This window comes from Micromonospora sp. HUAS YX12, assembly GCF_040215685.1.
GTDB lineage: Bacteria > Actinomycetota > Actinomycetes > Mycobacteriales > Micromonosporaceae > Micromonospora > Micromonospora tulbaghiae.
The window spans coordinates 3869330-3887585 of sequence record NZ_CP157974.1 but is presented as its reverse complement, the minus strand read 5'-3'; the positions used below and the strand labels follow the sequence as shown (position 1 = coordinate 3887585).

The window sequence follows — 18256 nt, the reverse complement described above, 5'->3', positions numbered from 1 at the left end:
CGCTACTCCCCCGGCTCGGCGCGCACCAGCAAGCCGGTTGCGTAGGACAGGGCCAATGCGACGGTGGGTACGTCGACCCACCAGTAGCCCGACCAGCGGGAAAGGTCGGACATGTGCCACCAGGCGGTGGCCACCGGCGCGGCGACCCACACGGACAAGCACCAGCGGCAGAGCAGCAGGTAGGCGTAAGGGCTGCCTTCGGGCAGCCGCTTCACGATCGCTTCCCGGGGTCGCCGGGTGATCTCGTCGGCGGTGACCAGCCTGGTCACGCGGGCGACGGCGAAGAGCACCACCACGATCTCGATCAGCCTCATCACGGATATGAGCATAGGCGGAGGCATTGCGACCGGATAGTCGCGCTTCCCTCGTCGGGTCGCCGCCAGTTCACGCCAAGATGCTCGTCAGCCCCTGTCGACCTCGTCGTCGTAGGGGACGTACATGTGAAGGATTTCGCGGCCGGTGGGAACGGATTTGCCGCTTGGGTCCGTCTCGAACAACGGCCCAGTGTTGAACCGCATCGCGGGGCGCACCCGCCGCAGCTTGAAGCGCTCCAAGTCCACTCTCTCGGCAGGGCGGCCGATGACCATCTCGTAGCACGCGGCGGCAAGGTGCCGGTTGACCCCTGCCACTCGGTCGGGCTCCACCACGGTGCGGTGCTCCGGAAATCGCGGCCGCAGCACTAGGAGATGATGCGGTCCGAGCGGAAACCGCACCTCGTCAGCACTCTCCAGCCCAGCACCCATTCGCTTGAGGTTGTGTGGGTCCCGTCTCCACACGGCGACCGGCCGGTCCGTGGTGACGAACGTATGTCGCGGGCTCATCTCGACAGCCCATGCCATTGCTCCCAGCCGGGGCGTCAACTCCTCGTCGGCGATCCGGAAGAGGATCGAGAAGGTCTCCCGTTTGGTCGGCTCGCCCTGCGACAGGAGATAGTTCGCGAAGTCCAGGGCAGCCTGGAGCTCCGGCTCGGCCGGCGGCTCACCGAGGTACTCATCCGTCAGAAACCGGCGCATGCCATCGCGACTGATCGGGCGCTCGCCGGTGAATTCGGCAGCTGCCAGCGGGAACATCCACCTGTCTAGGTGCTCCGGGGTTCGGACGAGCTGCAGCGCGAGCAGGCGGCTAATCTCCGCGCGGATCGCCGTGCGCTTGCGCGGCGTGCGCCCATCTCGCAGATCGGCCAGGTGGCCCCGTAACGGTGCCTCGATCTTCGACAGCGCTACCTCCAGCGCGTCGTCCAACCCGGCTTCGGTCGGAAGCGCGTACAGGTCGGCCTCTACCGCGACGTTGCGAATGCTTGTAGAAAACGGGGCATTCCGATCCCGACGCCGCACCGCGACCTGCCCGCTCTCGTCGGCCCAAGCCTTCAGGTAGGACTCGGGCAGGTAGTGATGCCGCTTGCGACGCGCTTCCGCCCGGCCATTGCCGTTGTCGCGCGGCTTAGTCACGGGCTGCGAGTTGAGCCGCGCAACCCGCCAGGAGGCGGTTGACGGCAGCGCGGGCGGGCATGTCCTCCATGGTCAGAAGACACGGGATCCTCGCGATCTGGCGGTGCATCACGTCATCGGCCTGGTCACGGAAGCCGGCGAGGCGCTTGACGTAGTTGCGATCGGTTCGACCCCACGGGTAGTTGTTGACGAGCTGCGCGAACGACGACTGACCAAACAGCGGTGGAACGTGGTCCAGCAGTGCACGTAACAACGCATGTGCGGCATAGGCATTGCCAGCGCGGTAGTTGTCGTCCAGCTCACGCAGGAGGACGAGCAACTTTGTGCAATCCCATCGCCCTCCGTGAGCCTGCTTGATTAGGTCGAAGACGCGCTCATCGATGTACCTACCCGCTTCCTCCAGCATCGCCGCCGGCGGCTCGTGCCATGGTTCAACAGCGGTGGGCGCCTGGGGCCCGAGCCAGCCCTCTGTCGCCTCGATGAAGTCCTCGACGCTCTTCACGCGCAAGAAATACCTAACGTCCCGGCCGACCTTCACGGCCCAGTCGTCCTTGTCGAGAGCGCGCCAACTACCCTCTCCGCCCCATCGCTCCCAGTAGAGCAGCTCGAAGAGCCGACGGAGCCGGCCAGCCTCACGCAATGGCACGCGGAGACCCTTGGCGAGCATCGCTCGGGTGACTGTCACCGACGTCTCGCCCGACTCCGGGTCATGCCTTTCCTCGTATCGCGCTAACCAACGTAGGGCGCGGAGGAACAGTTCGACATCTTCCTCGCCTCCGTCGCAGCGCTCGATGCCGGCTAGCGTGAGCCGCATCAGGTCGTGGCCTCTGGGCGTGATGCCGCGCGGCGCGTGGGTCACCAGAAGCGCGTCGGGAATGCCGACGGCCACCTGCGCGACGTCAATCCTTGCCGCTCGCCGCAGCTGACGGTCTACGCGGTCAAACTCCGGCCAGACACCATGGCTGCGGAAGTGGTCGAACAGGGCCTGGAGGACCGCCCCCTGCGGATCCTCGGCTGGCGTGGGCACGGAAGCCACTACTGCTTCCTTCCTGTGATCGATCCCAACACCTGCTGCCGTAGCGGGGCGCGACAACGCGCTCCACTTGCCCCGTTGCTTCCCGCGGCGGCATTCGGTCGCTCAGGGCACGTCGGTGTGCGCACCGGCGTGAGAGTACGTCCAACCGGGACGGGCTAGTGATACTTCCGCTGGTGAACCCGCATGCTCTCGGGGGTGCCCTTGTACCAGCAACCAGCGGTTGAGCAGGAAACCCAGGCTCCTACACGGACCGCTTCGTCGATTACCGGCCGCCCAGGACCGTAGCCATGCTTGTGCAGGATCTGAGCCACTTGGCTGCCGTACTCGGCGGAGATGAGGGCAGCCTCCGCGATCTTGTCATGGCCTTGAGCGAAGAACGAGCCGAGGCCGGTCTCCTTGCCGCATCCGCACCAACAGGTGCCCGTAGGGATGAGCCGGGGCAGATCTGTCTTTGTCATGCAACCAAGGTACCAACTCTTGGAGCCGTGTCAAGGCGTGCCTCCAAGAATGGCCGTCTAGGGATGCCACTGAGGACGGACTCATAGTCGCCTTCGCCCATCGCGGAGCCCCCGTGTCAACGCCGCCGCTCGCTCACTACGAAACGTCTCACTCGGCCCTGACGCCGTCGGGCGAGACATGTAGACGCCCGCTCGGGCCAGCCGCTTCGACAGCGCCAACCCAGAACCATCCATCGCGCACTCTCGGGTCGAACTCCCAATCGGGGTCAGATTCGTGCTTCAGGTCAGCCGGCGGCTGGCTCTTGCTGGCGGTTACCGGGAAGCTCACCGGAGACACATGGCGGACCCGTTCCAGATTCCGCGAGCCTTGAAGACGAAGCCAGGGCAGGGTGGCGCCGATCAGGTCCACATGCGGTCTGGCTGTGAACTGGGACCATTCAGCCTCGATGTACTCCTGGGAGGCAATCTCCTCCGTCTCTCCGGAGAGGCGTCGCTTCGGTGGGTCGGTGTTCAACAGGCGCAGGACGTGCCGGAGGGCGCGGGGGCCGATCACCCACAGACCCTCCGGCAAACCAAAGAAGCCGTAACGCCTTACAACACGAAACGACGCACCCCCCGGCAGAGCTGCAGCCCGGACCAGGGGCTCGTACAGACTGTTTCTCTGACTCGTCCATGCTCCGGCCGCAACCAGTGCCACTTCCAGCCTGTCTGCGTCAAGCTGGTCCGTCTCGCGGAGCCGGTACACGCCGGGGCCCATCGTCGACCTGCCGAAAACCTGCGTCCAGGCTGCGCCACTCATCACGACATTCCGCACCTTGGTTGATCAGGACCGCGCTGTGGCCATCCCCTGCGCAACTCTCGCTGATAGCGACAGCTGCGCGCAGGCGACCCCGGCCGCTTTGTCCTGCGGGCCAGGCACGACTACTCCTCCTCGCCCGGCTCGAACACCTCACCGGCCAGGTCTTCAGCGGACCCTTCCCACGGCAGCGGCTGGACACGCCAGTTCTCGCCGTAAGCCCATTGCTCCGTGGGTCCCTTGCCGTAGGCACCGCGCTTAATTTCGAGGGTCGTGTTTCGGCCGACGATCTCAATGTGCCCGTCGTCGTAAACGCGGGCGTACACCTCGGCACTGCCGTTCTCCGCGGCCCAGATCCGTCGTTTGACGAACGCGCCGTGCTTGCCCTTCGGCATGGAGCTCTCCTTCGGGTCGTCAGGACGTTTATCCCGCCGGCTATCAGTTCTCCTCGAAGTCGGCCTGCTCAAACTTCAGTGACTTTGCGTTCTCGCCAACGGTTCGGATCTTGTCCTCAGCGAAGCCTGTCCGCTTGGTAGCGGTGATCTCCACCTCGATGCTCAGTTCGACGTCGGGGTCAGCCGCAAGGTGCTGCAGCACTTCACGGTCGAGGTCGGTGAGCAGTTTCATTCGGCGCACCGGGTTGGGGTCGACCTTGTAGACGCCGAAGAACCGGGTCGGCCGGGCCGGCTCGGCCGGTTTCGAGGGTTGAATTTCGGGCTTGGCTGGCTGGACGGGCGTGATCGTCCTAGGAGCGATCACCTCGACGGGGTGGTCATCCTCGGCCGCCGTCGCTGCCTCGCGTTCCGCGGTTTCCAGGTCGCGCTGCTCCCGGGCCCGTGCAGCGTCGACAACCAGGGTCGTGTCGATGATCTGGCCGAAGCTGTCTTCGTGAGGTAGGGCCAAGCCTTCGTACCGGCCGGTGTCCTCGTTGTAGCCGGTGGCGAGGGCGAACCCGACCACGTTCCATGCAATCTCGTTCATCCCGGCCCGGATGCCCTCATCGAGCACCTGCCGATTCTTCAACCGTGCCAGGTAGGGGTACCGGCAGTACAGGGACCACAGTTCGCCGACGCTGACGTGCCCAGCTGACCACAGCCGGTCGAGCTTCTGCTCCAGGTCACGGCGGATGTTGGCCGGGCCATGTACCACCCGCAGCAAGTCGGACTGGTGCAGTTTCGCGCTGGTCCGTACTCCCAACCGCGCGTCAGAGCCTTCGGCGCGGACGACCTCCCACTCGATGGGCTTCGTCGCATCGGGCTGCACCGGCACGAGCGCCCAGGTGTAGGTCTCCGGGATGCGCAGGTTGACGGCACGGTCGGCGTCATCCCGACGAGTCTTTGCCTGCTTGGCCTGGTCCGGGGTGAGGTTGCGTTCCACCACCGATCCCGCGATAACATCCCAGGCCAGGTACTGGCGGACCGCCTCCTCAAGCTCCTCCAACCGTTTACGGTCCGGTGCCAGGAACACCAGCATGTTGCGGTTGCGGCGCTGGGAGGAACCGCGCGCGTCCAACGTTCGGCGGGCGAAGCCGAACGCCGCCGAATTCTCGTCGCCTCGGGCGTGCGGGTACTGCGGATGCAGGATCACCAGACGCGCTTCCGGGTCATCGCGGACGTCGCCGGTGGACTCAGGCGCGGCATGTACCGCCACGAAGTCACCAGGAGTCTTCGGTTCGGTGGCGCGCACCCGGCGGCTGATCTCGGCCCAGACCTCCTCGGGCCGGTCCCGCAGCCGGTCAGCGTGATCCCGAGCCGAGCGCAGCACCGACTCCTGCAGGTCGTACCACCACCGACCGCCGTCGTTGTAGAGGTAGGTGGCACGGTCGCCGAGCAAGTGCAGGGCGGAACCGAAGTTGCCGACCTGGTCGCCGGGCACGGCTACGCCCAGCCAGACACGCTGCTGCTCGATGCCCTTATGCGCGCTGCCCAGCGTGGGCGCCGACCCCATGAAGATGGTGCGGGCGATCCGCCGGGTCAGCGCCCGCTGCCCGAACACCGACCGGCTGGCGTCGACCGCCGCCGGGCTGGCCCCGGGTCCATCGACGTCGGCGTCGATGATCGCCTTCCACGAGTCTTCCAGGTACTGGGTGATCTCGTCGCGGGCGTCGGTGACGTCCAGTGGGATGCTGCCGGTCATGATCAGCGGGGCAGCATCGCCGGACACCCACAGCGCGTGCACGACCTTGGACAGCAGTCGCAGCACGCCGCGAGTGCGCTGAAACTTCTCCAGAGTCGACCAGTCGTTGTAGAGCCGGTCGAACAGTTCCGGATGCACCGGATAGGCGGCGCGGATCCGGGCCTCGTAGTCGGGCTCAGAACAGCCGCTCGGGAACTCGCCCTTGTGCTGGTGGTAGAACTGCGTGAACTGCCTTGCCACCGCGGCGATGTCACGCACTCCATCACCGCTCGGGGCCTCGAACAGCCGCCGGCGCACAATCTCGAACGACTCCTGCGCGGTGGCCGGCCGCCACTGGTCGGCGACTCGGCGCACGACATGCTGCAGCTGAGCCAGCGCCTGCTGGCCGTTGACTCCACCGACCTCCAGCTCGGCCCCGCCGGTGCCGCCACGCTTCGGGTCGGCGTCGCTGGACGCTGGAATCGACACCACCAGCAGCGCCCCGGGCACCGCCTTGACCGCCTCGGTCAAGGTCTGGGCGAAGGTGAACTGGGTAGAGAACGTTCCCCCGGCTAGATCGTCGCGGCCATACAGCAGCCGGGCGTAGGCGACCCACTCGTCGATGAGAATCACGCACGGGGCGTACTCCCGGATCAGCTTGGTCAACGCCGCGCCTGGATTGGTGCGCTCCACGTCGGCAGCGGCGATCCGGTCGTACGCCTCCCGCCCGCCCAACTGCCAGGCCAGCTCACCCCACATGGTATTGATCTTGGTGCCGTCAGGCTTCGGGTCGAGGCCGTAGGCGTGCAGGTGGTTACCGACGAGCACCACTCGCCGAACCTTCGGGCCCAATGCCGCGAGGTCCGCGCCGGCCAGCAGTTCCTGGACCTCTTGGGGGTACGAGGTGAGCGCTAGTCCGGAGAAGATGTGATAGAGCGCCAGCATAGAGTGGGTCTTGCCGCCGCCGAAGCTGGTCTGCAGGTTGACGACGGGGGATGCGTTGCCGTCGCCGGAGACCCGTCGTACGGCCCGCGACAGCAAATCGCGCAGACCCTCTGTCAGGTAGGTACGACGGAAGAACTCGACCGGTTCGCCATATTCATCCGACTCTGCGTCACCGAGCGCCACGTTGTGCAGGTCCGCAGCGAACTCGGCTGAGTGAAAGTTCCCTTCTCGGACGTCTCGGTGGGGGGTGATGACATCACGCCACGCCTTGAGCCCCATACCCTCGACGAGCTGGGCCGAGCTGCTACGGACGACCCGCTGGGTCTCCTTTTCGTGCACCAGCCGCTGGTGCTCCACCTTCGACTTCCGGACCTCCTCGGCCTCCCCCACCGCGCCCATCGCAGTGAGCAGCCGCCCGATCGTATCCAACGCCCGATAGGTGTCATCGCTGCCGAAATTAGCGTGGTGCGCCCACCGGTTCCGCACATCGCGCAGCTCGCTGGCGTAGCTCTGCTCCGTACGAGACAGGGAGTCCTTGAAGACCCGCCACTCCTCGGTCAGCAGACGCAGCAGCAGCGACGGGTCGCTCTTCGACAGCTCAGGCCGCTTACCGAACTTCTGCTCGTCCCGCCGGGCCAGCAGTTCCAGCCAGTCCACCGGGCTGTCGCCTGCGGCGGCGGCCATGTGACGGTCCACGAACGGGGCCGCGCCGGCCGCAAACATCTCCAAGGCCCGGCCGACCCGGTCCCGGTTGCTGATCGCCATCCGTCCGCTCCCCCGCTACTCGTCTGCGCCGAAGTCAAACGCGCCCTGCACGGGACGCGCTGCGGACACCGTACGGGCCGCCCTGTCTACATCGGACCACGAGGTCACCAGGTTGTTGAACCGCAGCGCCTGCGGCGCCCAGCCCTGCTTGTCGCAGATCGAGTACAGCAGGTAGCCCAGCTCCTTAACCGCGTCCATGTCCACGTATGCCTGGGCTTCAACCATGAACTGTGCGGCAGCATCGACTCCACGGCTCTCCAGCCGTCGGACCAGGTGGGCGACGATCTCCCAGACCGTCACCCGCTCGTCCCCAGCGGGGTCGTAGCTATCGGAGAGATCCTCAGGGGTGATCAACTTCACCTTGCCGGCCCGCGCCCGCAGGACGCCGGCACGTTCCATGCCGGCGACAGAGGTGTTCATCGCCTTGGCGAGCGTTTCGGCGCTTCCATACAGACCCTCGGTCCAACCGTGCTGCTCGAACCACTTCAGGGCGAACCGACTGTCAGCATCGAGGTCACCCTCCTGCTCTGTCAGCACCTCCGCCAGCACCTGGTTGATCAAGGTGAGGGCAGTGCGGACCCGCATCTGCGATCCGTCGGGCTCTGCCACGTGAGCGTAGGAGCTAAAAATTCCCATGCCGGGACCGATCGCCGCTTGGGCCAGGTCAACCGGAGCGATACTTCCTTGCTGCAGCTTTCGCAACGCCTCCGGGAGCTGCCCTCGCAGAGCGGTGATTAGGCCACGCCGATCGGTGGTCACCGCGGTCGCAGCCCGCGGCCTGCAAGCCAACACGATCGACGATGCCAACGCATTACTGTCGATGTTTCGCGTTCGGTTACCGAGCTCGGTCCGTATGGGCCAAGTCCCGGTCACAGACCAACCAGTGCGGATCATACCCTCAAGGAGGGTTTCCCAACCCGTTGATGCCTCACCATGATCGTCACTCTCAGACTGCTTGAAGGCATAGAAGACGGTGATGGGATAGCCCTCGGGTGTTCCTGCACGAACCCGCGCGAAGACCCGTTCGAAGCCATCCTGAAAAAACCGTTCCGCCCTATCTGCATCGCCGTGCCTGAAGGCATCCGCGACCAGCTCGTCGGCCTTCGGCGTCAGCATCGTGTCGACAAGCTTCGGGGTGACGTTGCGAAGCGACCTCCGAAGCCAGACATAAAAGAAATCCGATAGGCCCGAATATCCAATGTTGTCGTAGTAGGGGGGGTCTGTCGACACGAGCGCTCCGCGAGGGTCGATCCTCCCTGCGTCCTGCTGATCAACGCGTCCCCCTTTCGATCCTTGACCGAGTCTGGCTACTGCATTAGCCACCCACGTGGACGCATCTCCCATATTCCCCGACGACGAAGAGAAGGGGTTTCCCTCGCAGTAGTCCCAAACCATCGCGATTGCTTGCCGAGCGAATAGGTGACCCACCCCCTCGTTCTTTGGGTCGCTTCGCCAGGTACACAGAGCATTGTGATAGTCGAGCGCTCTTGAGAGGGCGGCCGCAAGATAGATAGCGATCGAGTCAGCGTAGGCGTGGGCAGCACTGCCACCAGATTCGAGGGATTCGCCGACCGGCATCCGCATCGCCACAGCGTCGGCAACAACCCGCTCGCGTGCCTCTTGTACGAGGTCGCTGAAGGTGGCCAGCGCCATCAGTTGCCTGTTGGTGAACAGCTCGGCGTGACGGGTCATGCCATAGGCCTGGACACGGAAGCCTAGGGCCTGCTCGGGCAATTCCGTGTCCGGTACATCAACAGGGACCGGGACGTCAGCAGCCGCGACGTGCTCGTCGTTAGATGGTAGGTAGAACCGACGCCTGTTGCCCTCGGCTGCGATGGCCATCATCTTCGCCCCGATGCGCCCAGCTTTGCCCTCCGCGCGAACGTAGGTCAGCGGCGCACCGTCGCCGCAGCCAATGCAGACCGCGCCAGTACGCGACAGGGTGCCCTTGGTCGGAGCCTTCGTTATGTCGGTGCTGATATCAAAGACCACCTGACCGTCCTCGACGGCGGGCACGATATACGCTTCCTTGCCCTTCTTTTTGCCCAGCGACCACTTGTTCACCAGGGGCATCTCGATTCCGCAGGCGGGGTTGGGGCAGCGGACGGTGCGGGCCCAGATCCAGGCGATGACGGTGGCCTTGGTGCCGTCGGACAGTTTTACCTTCGGGTACAGGTGGCCGATACGCTTCTCGGCTTCGTCGCGCATCCACTGGCCGTATCGGCGAATGTCCTCGGCAAGCCCCGTCGTGCCGGACCAACTGTGGATCTGGGAGTCCGCGGCGCCGGGGAAGACCGGCGGTCTGCCGGCCCATTTGGGTGGGATCTCGATGAGCGCCTTGTTGATGAGCACGGCGACAGGGTTGAGGTCGGATGCGTGCGCTTCAAGGCCGAGGCGCTGCGCTTCGAGGGGGATGGAGCCGCCGCCTGCGAACGGGTCGAGGATGGGTGGCGGGTTGCCATCGCAAGATTTCCAGATCTCGGCCCGGGCCTTCTGGAGCACCTTCTCGTCCTTGGTGTTCTCCCATACCACGAGCTCTTCGATGATGTCGAAGAGGCGCTTGCGTTCGGCGGCCTGCGCCTCCTCGTCGGGAAACCGGTCGGTGTGGGCTGACGGATCGTCGACGAGCTGGGCAAAGAGCATGGCCCGCGCCGCGGCGAGAGGCTTCCGTGACCACCAGAGGTGCAGCGTCGAGGGGTGACCGTGGCGGATCGCCTTCTCCCGCGCAGACTCGCGGTTGATCACCTCCAGTGGCAGCGCCACCTCGATCAACTTGCGTTTACGCACCTCAGTCATCGCACACTCCCCCATCGGCCGGACGCCCCGACATTGTCCCGGCAAGCGCCTGGGCATCGGCATCGGCCTAGCCGTCATTCCGCTTCACCACGGTTCATTACCTTTCGTCCACATGTCGGCCCACTTGCCCGTGAGCCCAGTGGACTCGAAGTCTCCGAACTCAGTGCGAAGAAAGGGATTGGGCAGGTAGCGCACCTGGTCGTGGTCGGGGCCGTTGTCCAGGTCGACCTCGACCAGGGCGAGGCGGTAGGCGTTGCCGACGTTCTTCGCGTGGAAGACCTCGGTGCGAGTGACGAAGAAGTCAACCGCGCCGGTCACCCGGCCCTTCACTTCGATGTCGATGCGGCCATCGGTGTCCGGGGACCGGGATTGGATGTCGTATCCGGGGTTGTTGTGGGGCATCTCTCGCGGGGCACGGCGGAGGGCGCGTTCGGCGGCGAGCACGGCGTCGACGGCGCGGCGTTCAACGATGGTGGTGTCAGTCGCCTTCGATGGGACCGCCGCCGCGGCCCCGGCGAGCTTGTTGAGGAGGCCTTGCGGGACGACGAAGGCCGCGCCGGCCAGCAGCGGCGGCTGGGGTGCGAGGGCTTCCTCGCGGTCGAGCTCGGTCAAGCGGCGTTCCAGCCGGCGTTCGAGGTCTTCGGCCCGGCGCCGAGCCGTTTCGGGTCGCATCCTGACGGGCTTGCCAGCCTGTACGACGGCGGCGAGTGCTGCTTCCTCCCCATACCAGTAGTTGATCTCCTGAATTAGTCGCTGCTTGACCTGGCTTCTGGTGCGTTTGACCAGGAGTCCGACGCGGTCACGGACCTCAGCGAGGTGAGTGGCCATGCCATGCTCGACCGCCCACGCGGTGGCCAGGTCTTCCGCGCCGGCGGCCAGCCACTCTGCCGATAGAAGGTCGGCGACCAGAGCCTGCTCCGCGCCCCGTAGACCCCGGTAGTCCAGGTACGGGGCGGGTCCGGCCGATCGGGCGGTGCCGTCGGGGGTGAGTTCAACGAACTCGAAGCGTTCCGAGACGGGCACGGGTGGGGTGTGCCCGTCGACGATCTGCTGGGTCAGCGCTACGAGCAGCCGTGGCTGGTCGTTCGGGTCGCGCTCGTCGACCAGGACGGCGCCGCGGCGCAGCAGGTCGCCATGCCGGTCGATCGTCGCTTCGACGACCGCGTCGAGCAGCGGATGACCAGGGGCGAGCAGGTCGGCTCGGGGCTTGCCATCGACGCGGGTCTGATCGCGGTCGAAGCAGACCCGCTCATAGCGGCGCAGTACCGGCCCGCCAAGGCCGCCGCGGGGGCTGCGGTCCCGCAGCATCGCCGGCACGTTCGTGATTTCAAACCGGCCGGCCTCGCGCCGGTTGATTCGCCCTCCCAGCTCGGCGAACGCGCGGGTGAAGAAGGCTTCGATGAAGTGCGGTTGGAGCCGGCGAGCCTGTGCTTCCTCCATCTGCCGGCGTACGGCTTCCAGGTCGGCTTTGCCGAACAGGTCGTGGTGCAGCGCCCGCTCGGCGAGCAGGTCTTTGAGCCCCTCCCCGACTCGTGAGTCGATGACGGTGTGCAGCCACTGCCGCGTGTTGGGCTGGTCGCCGAAGCGGATGGCGTCGACCAGCAGCTCGCGTAGCGGCTGGCCGACGAAGGCCTCCCCCAGGACGTCGAAGACCTTGTCGCTGCCCAGCGCCTTGCGCTGCTCCTCGAGCTTGGCGAACAGGCGCAGAAACACATCGCCCTCGCGGGTGTCCTGGGCGATGAGGTTCCACAGGTGGCAGGCCTCCGTCTGGCCAATGCGGTGGATCCGACCGAAGCGCTGCTCGATGCGGTTGGGGTTCCACGGCAGGTCGTAGTTCACCATCAGATGGGCGCGCTGCAGGTTCAGCCCTTCGCCGGCGGCGTCGGTGGCCACCAGGACCAGGCTGTCTTTGTCCTGCGTGAAGACCTCGCGGATGCGGCGGCGTTCCTCGCGTCGCGTGCCGCCGTGGATCGCGACCACTGCATCGGGTTGACCGAGCAGCGTGCCGATCTGGTCGACGAGGTAGGTGAGGGTGTCGCGGTGCTCGGTAAAGATGATCAGCTTCCGGAGCCTGCCGGCTTTGTCGCGCATCGCGGTTGGGTCGAGCAGTAGGTCGCGCAGCTCGGCCCACTTGCGGTCGTCGCCGGAGTGGCGAACCTTGCGCGCCAACACTTCGAGGTCGGCAAGGACGCCGATCTCGTGGTCCAACTCGGCGGCAGTTCGGGCGGCGCTGGCTGCGTCCACCACGTCCTCTTCGAGGCTTTCCAGCTCTTGGGCGTCGAGTTCGTCGAGCTCGGTGTCCAGATCCTCGGCCCGGTCGGTCTCCAGCAGGGAGGAGAACCGCCGGGCCACAAGCGGCTCCGGCGTGGGCCCGTACTGGAGTTCCTGCTTGCGGTCTTCTAGCCGCTTGCGGCGGCGCTCCAACGACCGGAGAATCGCCTCCGGGCTGGACGCCAACCTGCGCTGCAACACCGTCAGGGCGAATCCGACCGTGTTGCCGCGGCGGCCCTCACCGGCCTGCTTGAGCGCGTCCGCGCGGCTCCACTCGTGACGTACGTAGGCGGTGACCGCCTCGTACAGCTCCTGCTCTATGCCCGACAGCGGGTAGGCGACCGTCTCGGCGCGTCGCCGCGGAAACAGCGGCTTGCCATCGAAGGTGAGCAACTCCTCCTTCACCATCCGGCGCATCAACCCTGTCGTGTCCAGGTTGTGTGCCCCCGCGCGGTAGCGGCCCTCGAATCGGTCGGCGTCCAGCAATGCCATGAACAGCTGGAAATCCTCCTCCTTACCAGCGTGCGGGGTCGCGGTCATGAGCAGGAGGTGCCGCGTGATCCGGCCCAGCAGTCGGCCCAACTCGTAGCGGCGGGTCGTCTTCAACTCCCGGCCGAAGTAGTGCGCCGACATGCGATGCGCCTCGTCAACCACCACGAGGTCCCACTCGCTGCGCTCGAGGATGGCGGTCAGCTCCTCAGATCGAGACAGCTGATCCATCCGGGCTATCAACAGCGGATGCCGATCGAAGACCGTGCCACCCAGATTCGCCTCGGCCAGGTCCCGAGTCAGTAGGTCAAACCGAAGACCGAACTTGTCGAGCAGCTCCTCCTGCCACTGCTCGACCAGGCCCCCCGGTGCGACCACCAAACAGCGAGCCAGGTCGCCCCGCAGCATCAGCTCCTTGATGTAGAGCCCAGCCATGATGGTCTTCCCGGCGCCCGGGTCATCAGCCAGCAGGAACCGCAACGGTGTTCGCGGCAGTAGGTCGCCGTAGACGGCCTTGATCTGATGTGGCAGCGGCTCCAACTCGCTCGTGTGCACCGCCAGCATCGGATCGAACTGGCCAGCCATCCGTATCCGCAACGCCTCAGCAGCAAGCCGGAACAGCGACCCATCCCCGTCGAACATCCGGCGGGCCGTGTGCGACTCCTCCACCGTCAGGGCAGCCGCATCGGCCGGGTAGACCAGCCGCTGGCCAGTCAGGCCATCCCCGTACTCGTAGGTGACCTTCACCGCCGCAGAGCCGATCGGCTGCACGGCCAGCACCGTCACCGTCATGCCTTGGACGACGCCAACGACACGCGCACCGGGCGTGATCGCATGAAACGCGGGGTTCTCGCTGATCATCGACATCCTCGGGCTGAACGGGACCAGATGCCGGTCACTCTACGTCGCTCAGGCGACACCAGCTGCCGACCACCGAGGGCGATCGGTCCTCACTCTGCATGCGGCGACAGGTAGCAGAGCAACCAGATGGCGGTCCATAGTGAAAGCTCGGCCGGTGGGCAAAGACCGAGGCTGCCGCTGCCTACCCCCTCCAGTCGCCGAGCGAAGGGACCGCCACGTGAGCACCGACCGGGAAGAGCTGGCACGACGATTCACTGCGGAGCTACACCAAGGCGTCGACACCCTGGCCGCGCTGGGCTATCCAGCAAGACGGTTCGAGCTCATGCTGCGTGAGTACAAGGGCGTGGAGACAGCCCGCAAACTGGTCCTCAGTGACAACGCTTCCGACGGCCTGTGGCGCCTCAAGCAAATGGGCAAGCTCGACATGAGCGTCGAGATGTGGGTCTTGCTCCCCTGGTATGAAGAACTCTTCGACGAGGCCGTACGCGACCGCGCGTACCGCAAGCTCCGCGCGATGGACTTCGACGTGGATGCTGAGATACGCCGCCGCACCAACACGGCACCCTGACGCAGCCACCCCTGCCATCACCGCTGAGAACTCCCTGACCAGCTGGGCCAACTCCTGCCCCAACGTCACCGTCACCGTCGTCCGCCCTTCTGACGGCATCCGAAGGGCGTTGCGCCTGCCGGGTCCGCTGCTTGCCCGGTTGGTTGCGGCACCTTCCCTATATCGGCTGCGAGGTCGATCAGGCGGTCCTGGCGTAGCCCGAGAAGGGGTCCTCGCCTTCGCCGAGTATCAGTGGCACGTCGTATACGGACAGGTCCAGCCTGGGGCGTGCGTACCGCACCCGGTGACGCCACCGGCGGTGCTCGTAGGCCGTGTCCACCTGAATCTCAGCCACCACGGTCGGCTCGACCTGGACGTAACGCAAAGGCTCGGGCCGCTCGAACTGGCCGGACCAGGCAGCCGGTAGCGGATCGGGCCACGGGTGAATGACCGCGCGCCGCTCGGTCGGACGCGGCGGAGACAGCAGCCCCGCCAGCTCCTCGCGCTGGGGCGTTGCCAACGGGTGTGTGCGGCCGGTGTACCGGAGCCGACCGCGCCGGTCGAAGCGGCCGAGGAGAGCGGTGTCGGGGTTGCGGATGCTGCCGGTGACGCCGCCGATGATCGCCTCCGTGGTGGCACGGGCCCGGAACTTCGCCCATCCTCGCCGGCCAGGCTCATACCGGCTGTCGAGCCGTTTGATCACCACACCCTCGACGCCAGCCGCGGTCCAGGTAGTCAGCCACTCGCTGACCTCGGACAGGTCGGCGCTTTGCGGCGTGACCGCCAGCTGCGGCGGGGCGCCGGCGAGCAGCCGCATCAGCCGGGCACGACGCTCGACCAGCGGCGCGTCGAGCACCGGCTCCCCGCCAGCGTCGACGAGAACGTCAAAGGTCACGTAGTAGGCCGGGTGCTCACGGGCTTCCCGTAGCAACTGTCGGCCGGCGGTGACCCGCCGCTGCAACAGGGCGAAGTTCGTCCGCCCGCGCTCCCAGACCACCAGTTCCCCGTCGAGGACCACACCGGGCGGGACGAACGCCCGCACCGCCCGCGTGATGTCTGCTGGCGATGTGGGATATCAGAACCGTCCGAATGCTGGCCTTCGTGGCGCCTGGCGATGCTCGACGAAGAGGTGTCGAGGCGGCGTGCTCGTGGAGGTGCGTATGCAGGAAAACCCCACGTACGGATTGAAAGAGGGATGGGGACGGGCTCCCACGAGCACCGCGCCTCTGACTACCAATGGCCGATGAAGGCACGGGCGGCCGACTTCTGGCGCGACCTGACCAAGGACCACGGGCCCTTTGCGCCGCTCGGAACGGTTCTTAGCGTGTTGTAAGGCTCAGGCCCAAGCTGAACGGGCCTACCTGCGAGAGCCGCTGCCTGCGCTCGCCTACGACCCTGTCCTTCCCTCGTCGAGGGCGCGGCGGCCAGCGGTCGGCGTAGGCCCGGTGGAGCGGACCGGGGTGTCCAGAACTCTGACAACGGCTTCGCGGACCGCGCGGGCCTTCGAGGAGTTCTTGGGCGCGTTCCCTGTCAGCGCCACGGCTCTTCGGGGGTGGCGGTTCGCCGGTTGTGGTGGTCCGACAGCCTGGACAGCAGCTCGGTCAGCCGCTGTCGCTCCTCGGGTGACAGCGGAGCCAGCAGTTCGTCCTGGGTTTCGGCCAGCCGCTTCTCCAGTCGCCGCAGCTGCCGCTTGCCCGCGGCGGTTAGCGTGATGATGTTGCGCCGCCGATCGGCGGGGTCCGGGGTGCGCTCGACCAGTTTGCGATCGGCGAGCTCGTTGATCGTTGCGACCATGTCGCTGAGGTGGATGCCGCTACGGCGGCCCAGCGCGGCCTGGCTGGCCGGGCCGAACTCCTCCAGCGTCGCCAGCAGGCGGTAGTGGTAGCCGCGGGCGCCGACGGACGAGAACCCCTCGGCCACCAGGCGGTGCGCATGGCTGGCGGTCTGGGTGAGCAGCCAGCTGGGCAGGCTCTCCCAGGTGGCGGGCGTCTTCTCGGGTGGGTTCTCCATGTGACAAGTCTAACGAACCGTTCGGAGCACCAATGATCGTGATATCGTTCGGACAACAAACGTTGATCGTCCGAACGTTTAGGCGCCGAATGAGCCCCTCTGGAGTCAAGACCATGATCAAGCCGTTCCGCATCGACATCCCCCAGGCCGACCTCGACGACCTGACCGACCGGCTCACCCGCACCCGTTGGCCCAACGAGGTCGCCGACGCCGGGTGGGACTACGGCTTCCCGCTGGCGCGGCTCAAGGAACTGGCCGAATACTGGCGCACCGGCTACGACTGGCGCGAGCACGAGGCCAAGCTCAACGAGCTTCCGCACTTCACCACCGAGATCGACGGCCAGAACATCCACTTCGTCCACGTCCGGTCTTCGAAACCGGACGCGCTCGCGCTGATCCTCACCCACGGCTGGCCCGGTTCGTTCCTGGAGTTCCTCGACGTGATCGAGCCGCTGTCGCGCGACTTCCACCTGGTGATTCCGTCCATCCCCGGCTTCGGGTTCTCCGGGCCGACCCACGAGCGCGGCTGGGACGCCGTCCGGGTCGCCCGGGCCTGGGCCGAGCTGATGCGCCGCCTGGGGTACGAGCGCTATGGCGCGCAGGGCGGCGACTTCGGCGCGGGCATCTCCACGGCGCTCGGCGCGGTGGCACCCGAGCAGGTCGTCGGGGTGCACGTCAACTACCTGCCGACCCGGCCGGACCCCGACGTCGAGGTGTCCGAAGCGGATGAGGCCCGACTGGACAAGGTCAGGCAGCTGATGGCGAACCGCCCGCCGTACCAGGCTCTGCAGGCGCTCACCCCGCAGACCATCGGCTACGCGCTGACCGACTCGCCGGTCGGCCAGCTGGTCTGGATCGCCGAGCGATTCGCACAGTGGACTGACCCCGCCACGCCGGTCAGCGACGATCGGATGCTCACCGACATCTCGCTGTACTGGCTGACCGCGACCGCGGCCTCCTCGGGCCGGTTCCACCACGACGCCCCGCGGGGGAGCCAGCAGCCGTGCCGGGTGCCGCTCGGCGTGGCGGTGTTCGCGCACGACATCACGCTGTCGGTGCGACCGCTGGCCGAGCGGCTGTACGACATCAGGCACTGGTCGGAGTTCGAGCGCGGCGGCCACTTCGCCGCGATGGAGGTGCCGGACCTGCTCGCCGAGGACATCCGGGACTTCTTCCTCACCGACATCAAGTGACACGAACGTTCACTAGTCGAACTACTTGAGAGGCCATCATGACCAGCACCGAAACCCTGATCCGCGCACTCGCCGACCGCGCCGAACTTGCCGACCTGGTCGCCCGCCACAGCTTGTGGATCGATGAGGGTCGCTACGGCGAGACCGACCGGCTCTTCACCGAGGATGTCGTCGTCAAGTCCCCGCGCGGGGAGGCCCGCGGCATCGGGGCGCTCATCGAACTCGTGCGCTCGGGCCACGACACGTATGTCCGCACCCTGCACAGCAAGTCCAACCTCGTCATCGAGGTCGACGCCGAGACCGCCACGGTGCGGGCCCACGACATCGCTGTGTTCGTCATCGACGACAAGACCGAGGCCGTCGCGGCCGGCATCGCCCGCTACGGGGCGCGCCGCACCGAGGACGGCTGGCGCTTCGACCGCCTCGAAATCACCCCGGTCGCACTGACCGAAGCCCTCGGCCGGGCCCTCTAGAAGACACTGCTGGCCGTGGACTCCCGGGCATCCCGGGAGTTCGCGGGCCAACA

At 66.5% G+C, this 18256-nt stretch carries 13 protein-coding genes; 3 read left to right on the top strand and 10 right to left on the bottom strand.

The genetic code is table 11. The annotated features are described in order from the left end of the window. Positions 1 to 2 precede the first annotated feature (2 nt). The 8 genes from ABIH81_RS18750 to ABIH81_RS18715 form a co-directional block, all read right to left on the bottom strand. On the bottom strand, positions 3 to 314 hold the full coding sequence (locus ABIH81_RS18750) for a hypothetical protein (protein WP_349876181.1): 312 nt from the start codon (positions 312 to 314) through the stop codon (positions 3 to 5). Positions 315 to 401: 87 nt separating this feature from the next. Next, on the bottom strand, positions 402 to 1448 hold the full coding sequence (locus ABIH81_RS18745) for a DUF4238 domain-containing protein (RefSeq protein ID WP_349876180.1): 1047 nt from the start codon (positions 1446 to 1448) through the stop codon (positions 402 to 404). Next, the gene (locus ABIH81_RS18740) at positions 1441 to 2484 is read right to left on the bottom strand and encodes a hypothetical protein (RefSeq protein ID WP_349876179.1); all 1044 of its coding nucleotides are present in this window, start codon (positions 2482 to 2484) and stop codon (positions 1441 to 1443) included. The genes ABIH81_RS18745 and ABIH81_RS18740 overlap by 8 nt, the downstream gene beginning before the upstream one ends. 606 nt (positions 2485 to 3090) lie before the next feature. After that, a complete protein-coding gene (locus ABIH81_RS18735; protein ID WP_349876178.1) occupies positions 3091 to 3741 on the bottom strand; it encodes a hypothetical protein in 651 nt (216 codons plus the stop codon). Between the two features lie 122 nt (positions 3742 to 3863). After that, the gene (locus ABIH81_RS18730; protein ID WP_349876177.1) at positions 3864 to 4133 is read right to left on the bottom strand and encodes a hypothetical protein; all 270 of its coding nucleotides are present in this window, start codon (positions 4131 to 4133) and stop codon (positions 3864 to 3866) included. A gap of 43 nt (positions 4134 to 4176) precedes the next feature. Beyond that, positions 4177 to 7563 (bottom strand): Swt1 family HEPN domain-containing protein, encoded by a 3387-nt coding sequence (locus ABIH81_RS18725; protein WP_349876176.1) that lies wholly within the window; start codon positions 7561 to 7563, stop codon positions 4177 to 4179. A gap of 15 nt (positions 7564 to 7578) precedes the next feature. Continuing rightward, on the bottom strand, positions 7579 to 10359 hold the full coding sequence (locus ABIH81_RS18720; protein ID WP_349876175.1) for a DUF1156 domain-containing protein: 2781 nt from the start codon (positions 10357 to 10359) through the stop codon (positions 7579 to 7581). Between the two features lie 84 nt (positions 10360 to 10443). Further along, positions 10444 to 13980 (bottom strand): helicase-related protein, encoded by a 3537-nt coding sequence (locus ABIH81_RS18715; RefSeq protein WP_349876174.1) that lies wholly within the window; start codon positions 13978 to 13980, stop codon positions 10444 to 10446. A 217-nt stretch (positions 13981 to 14197) separates the two neighbouring features. On the opposite strand from ABIH81_RS18715, the gene ABIH81_RS18710 reads away from it, so the two are divergent. Continuing rightward, positions 14198 to 14548, top strand: a complete 351-nt coding sequence (locus ABIH81_RS18710) for a hypothetical protein (RefSeq protein WP_349876173.1) — start codon at positions 14198 to 14200, stop codon at positions 14546 to 14548. A gap of 178 nt (positions 14549 to 14726) precedes the next feature. Here ABIH81_RS18710 and ABIH81_RS18705 read toward each other — a convergent pair whose 3' ends face one another. Both ABIH81_RS18705 and ABIH81_RS18700 read right to left on the bottom strand, forming a co-directional pair. Then, positions 14727 to 15569, bottom strand: a complete 843-nt coding sequence (locus ABIH81_RS18705) for an ATP-dependent DNA ligase (protein WP_349876172.1) — start codon at positions 15567 to 15569, stop codon at positions 14727 to 14729. 488 nt (positions 15570 to 16057) lie between these two features. Next, positions 16058 to 16537, bottom strand: coding sequence for a MarR family transcriptional regulator (locus ABIH81_RS18700; RefSeq protein ID WP_349876171.1), 480 nt, complete (start codon positions 16535 to 16537; stop codon positions 16058 to 16060). A gap of 113 nt (positions 16538 to 16650) precedes the next feature. Here ABIH81_RS18700 and ABIH81_RS18695 point away from each other — a divergent pair, with 113 nt between their 5' ends. Beyond that, positions 16651 to 17730, top strand: coding sequence for an epoxide hydrolase family protein (locus ABIH81_RS18695; RefSeq protein ID WP_349876170.1), 1080 nt, complete (start codon positions 16651 to 16653; stop codon positions 17728 to 17730). A 38-nt stretch (positions 17731 to 17768) separates the two neighbouring features. After that, entirely contained in the window at positions 17769 to 18203 is a 435-nt protein-coding gene (locus ABIH81_RS18690) for a nuclear transport factor 2 family protein (RefSeq protein ID WP_349876169.1), read from the top strand. Positions 18204 to 18256 lie beyond the last annotated feature (53 nt).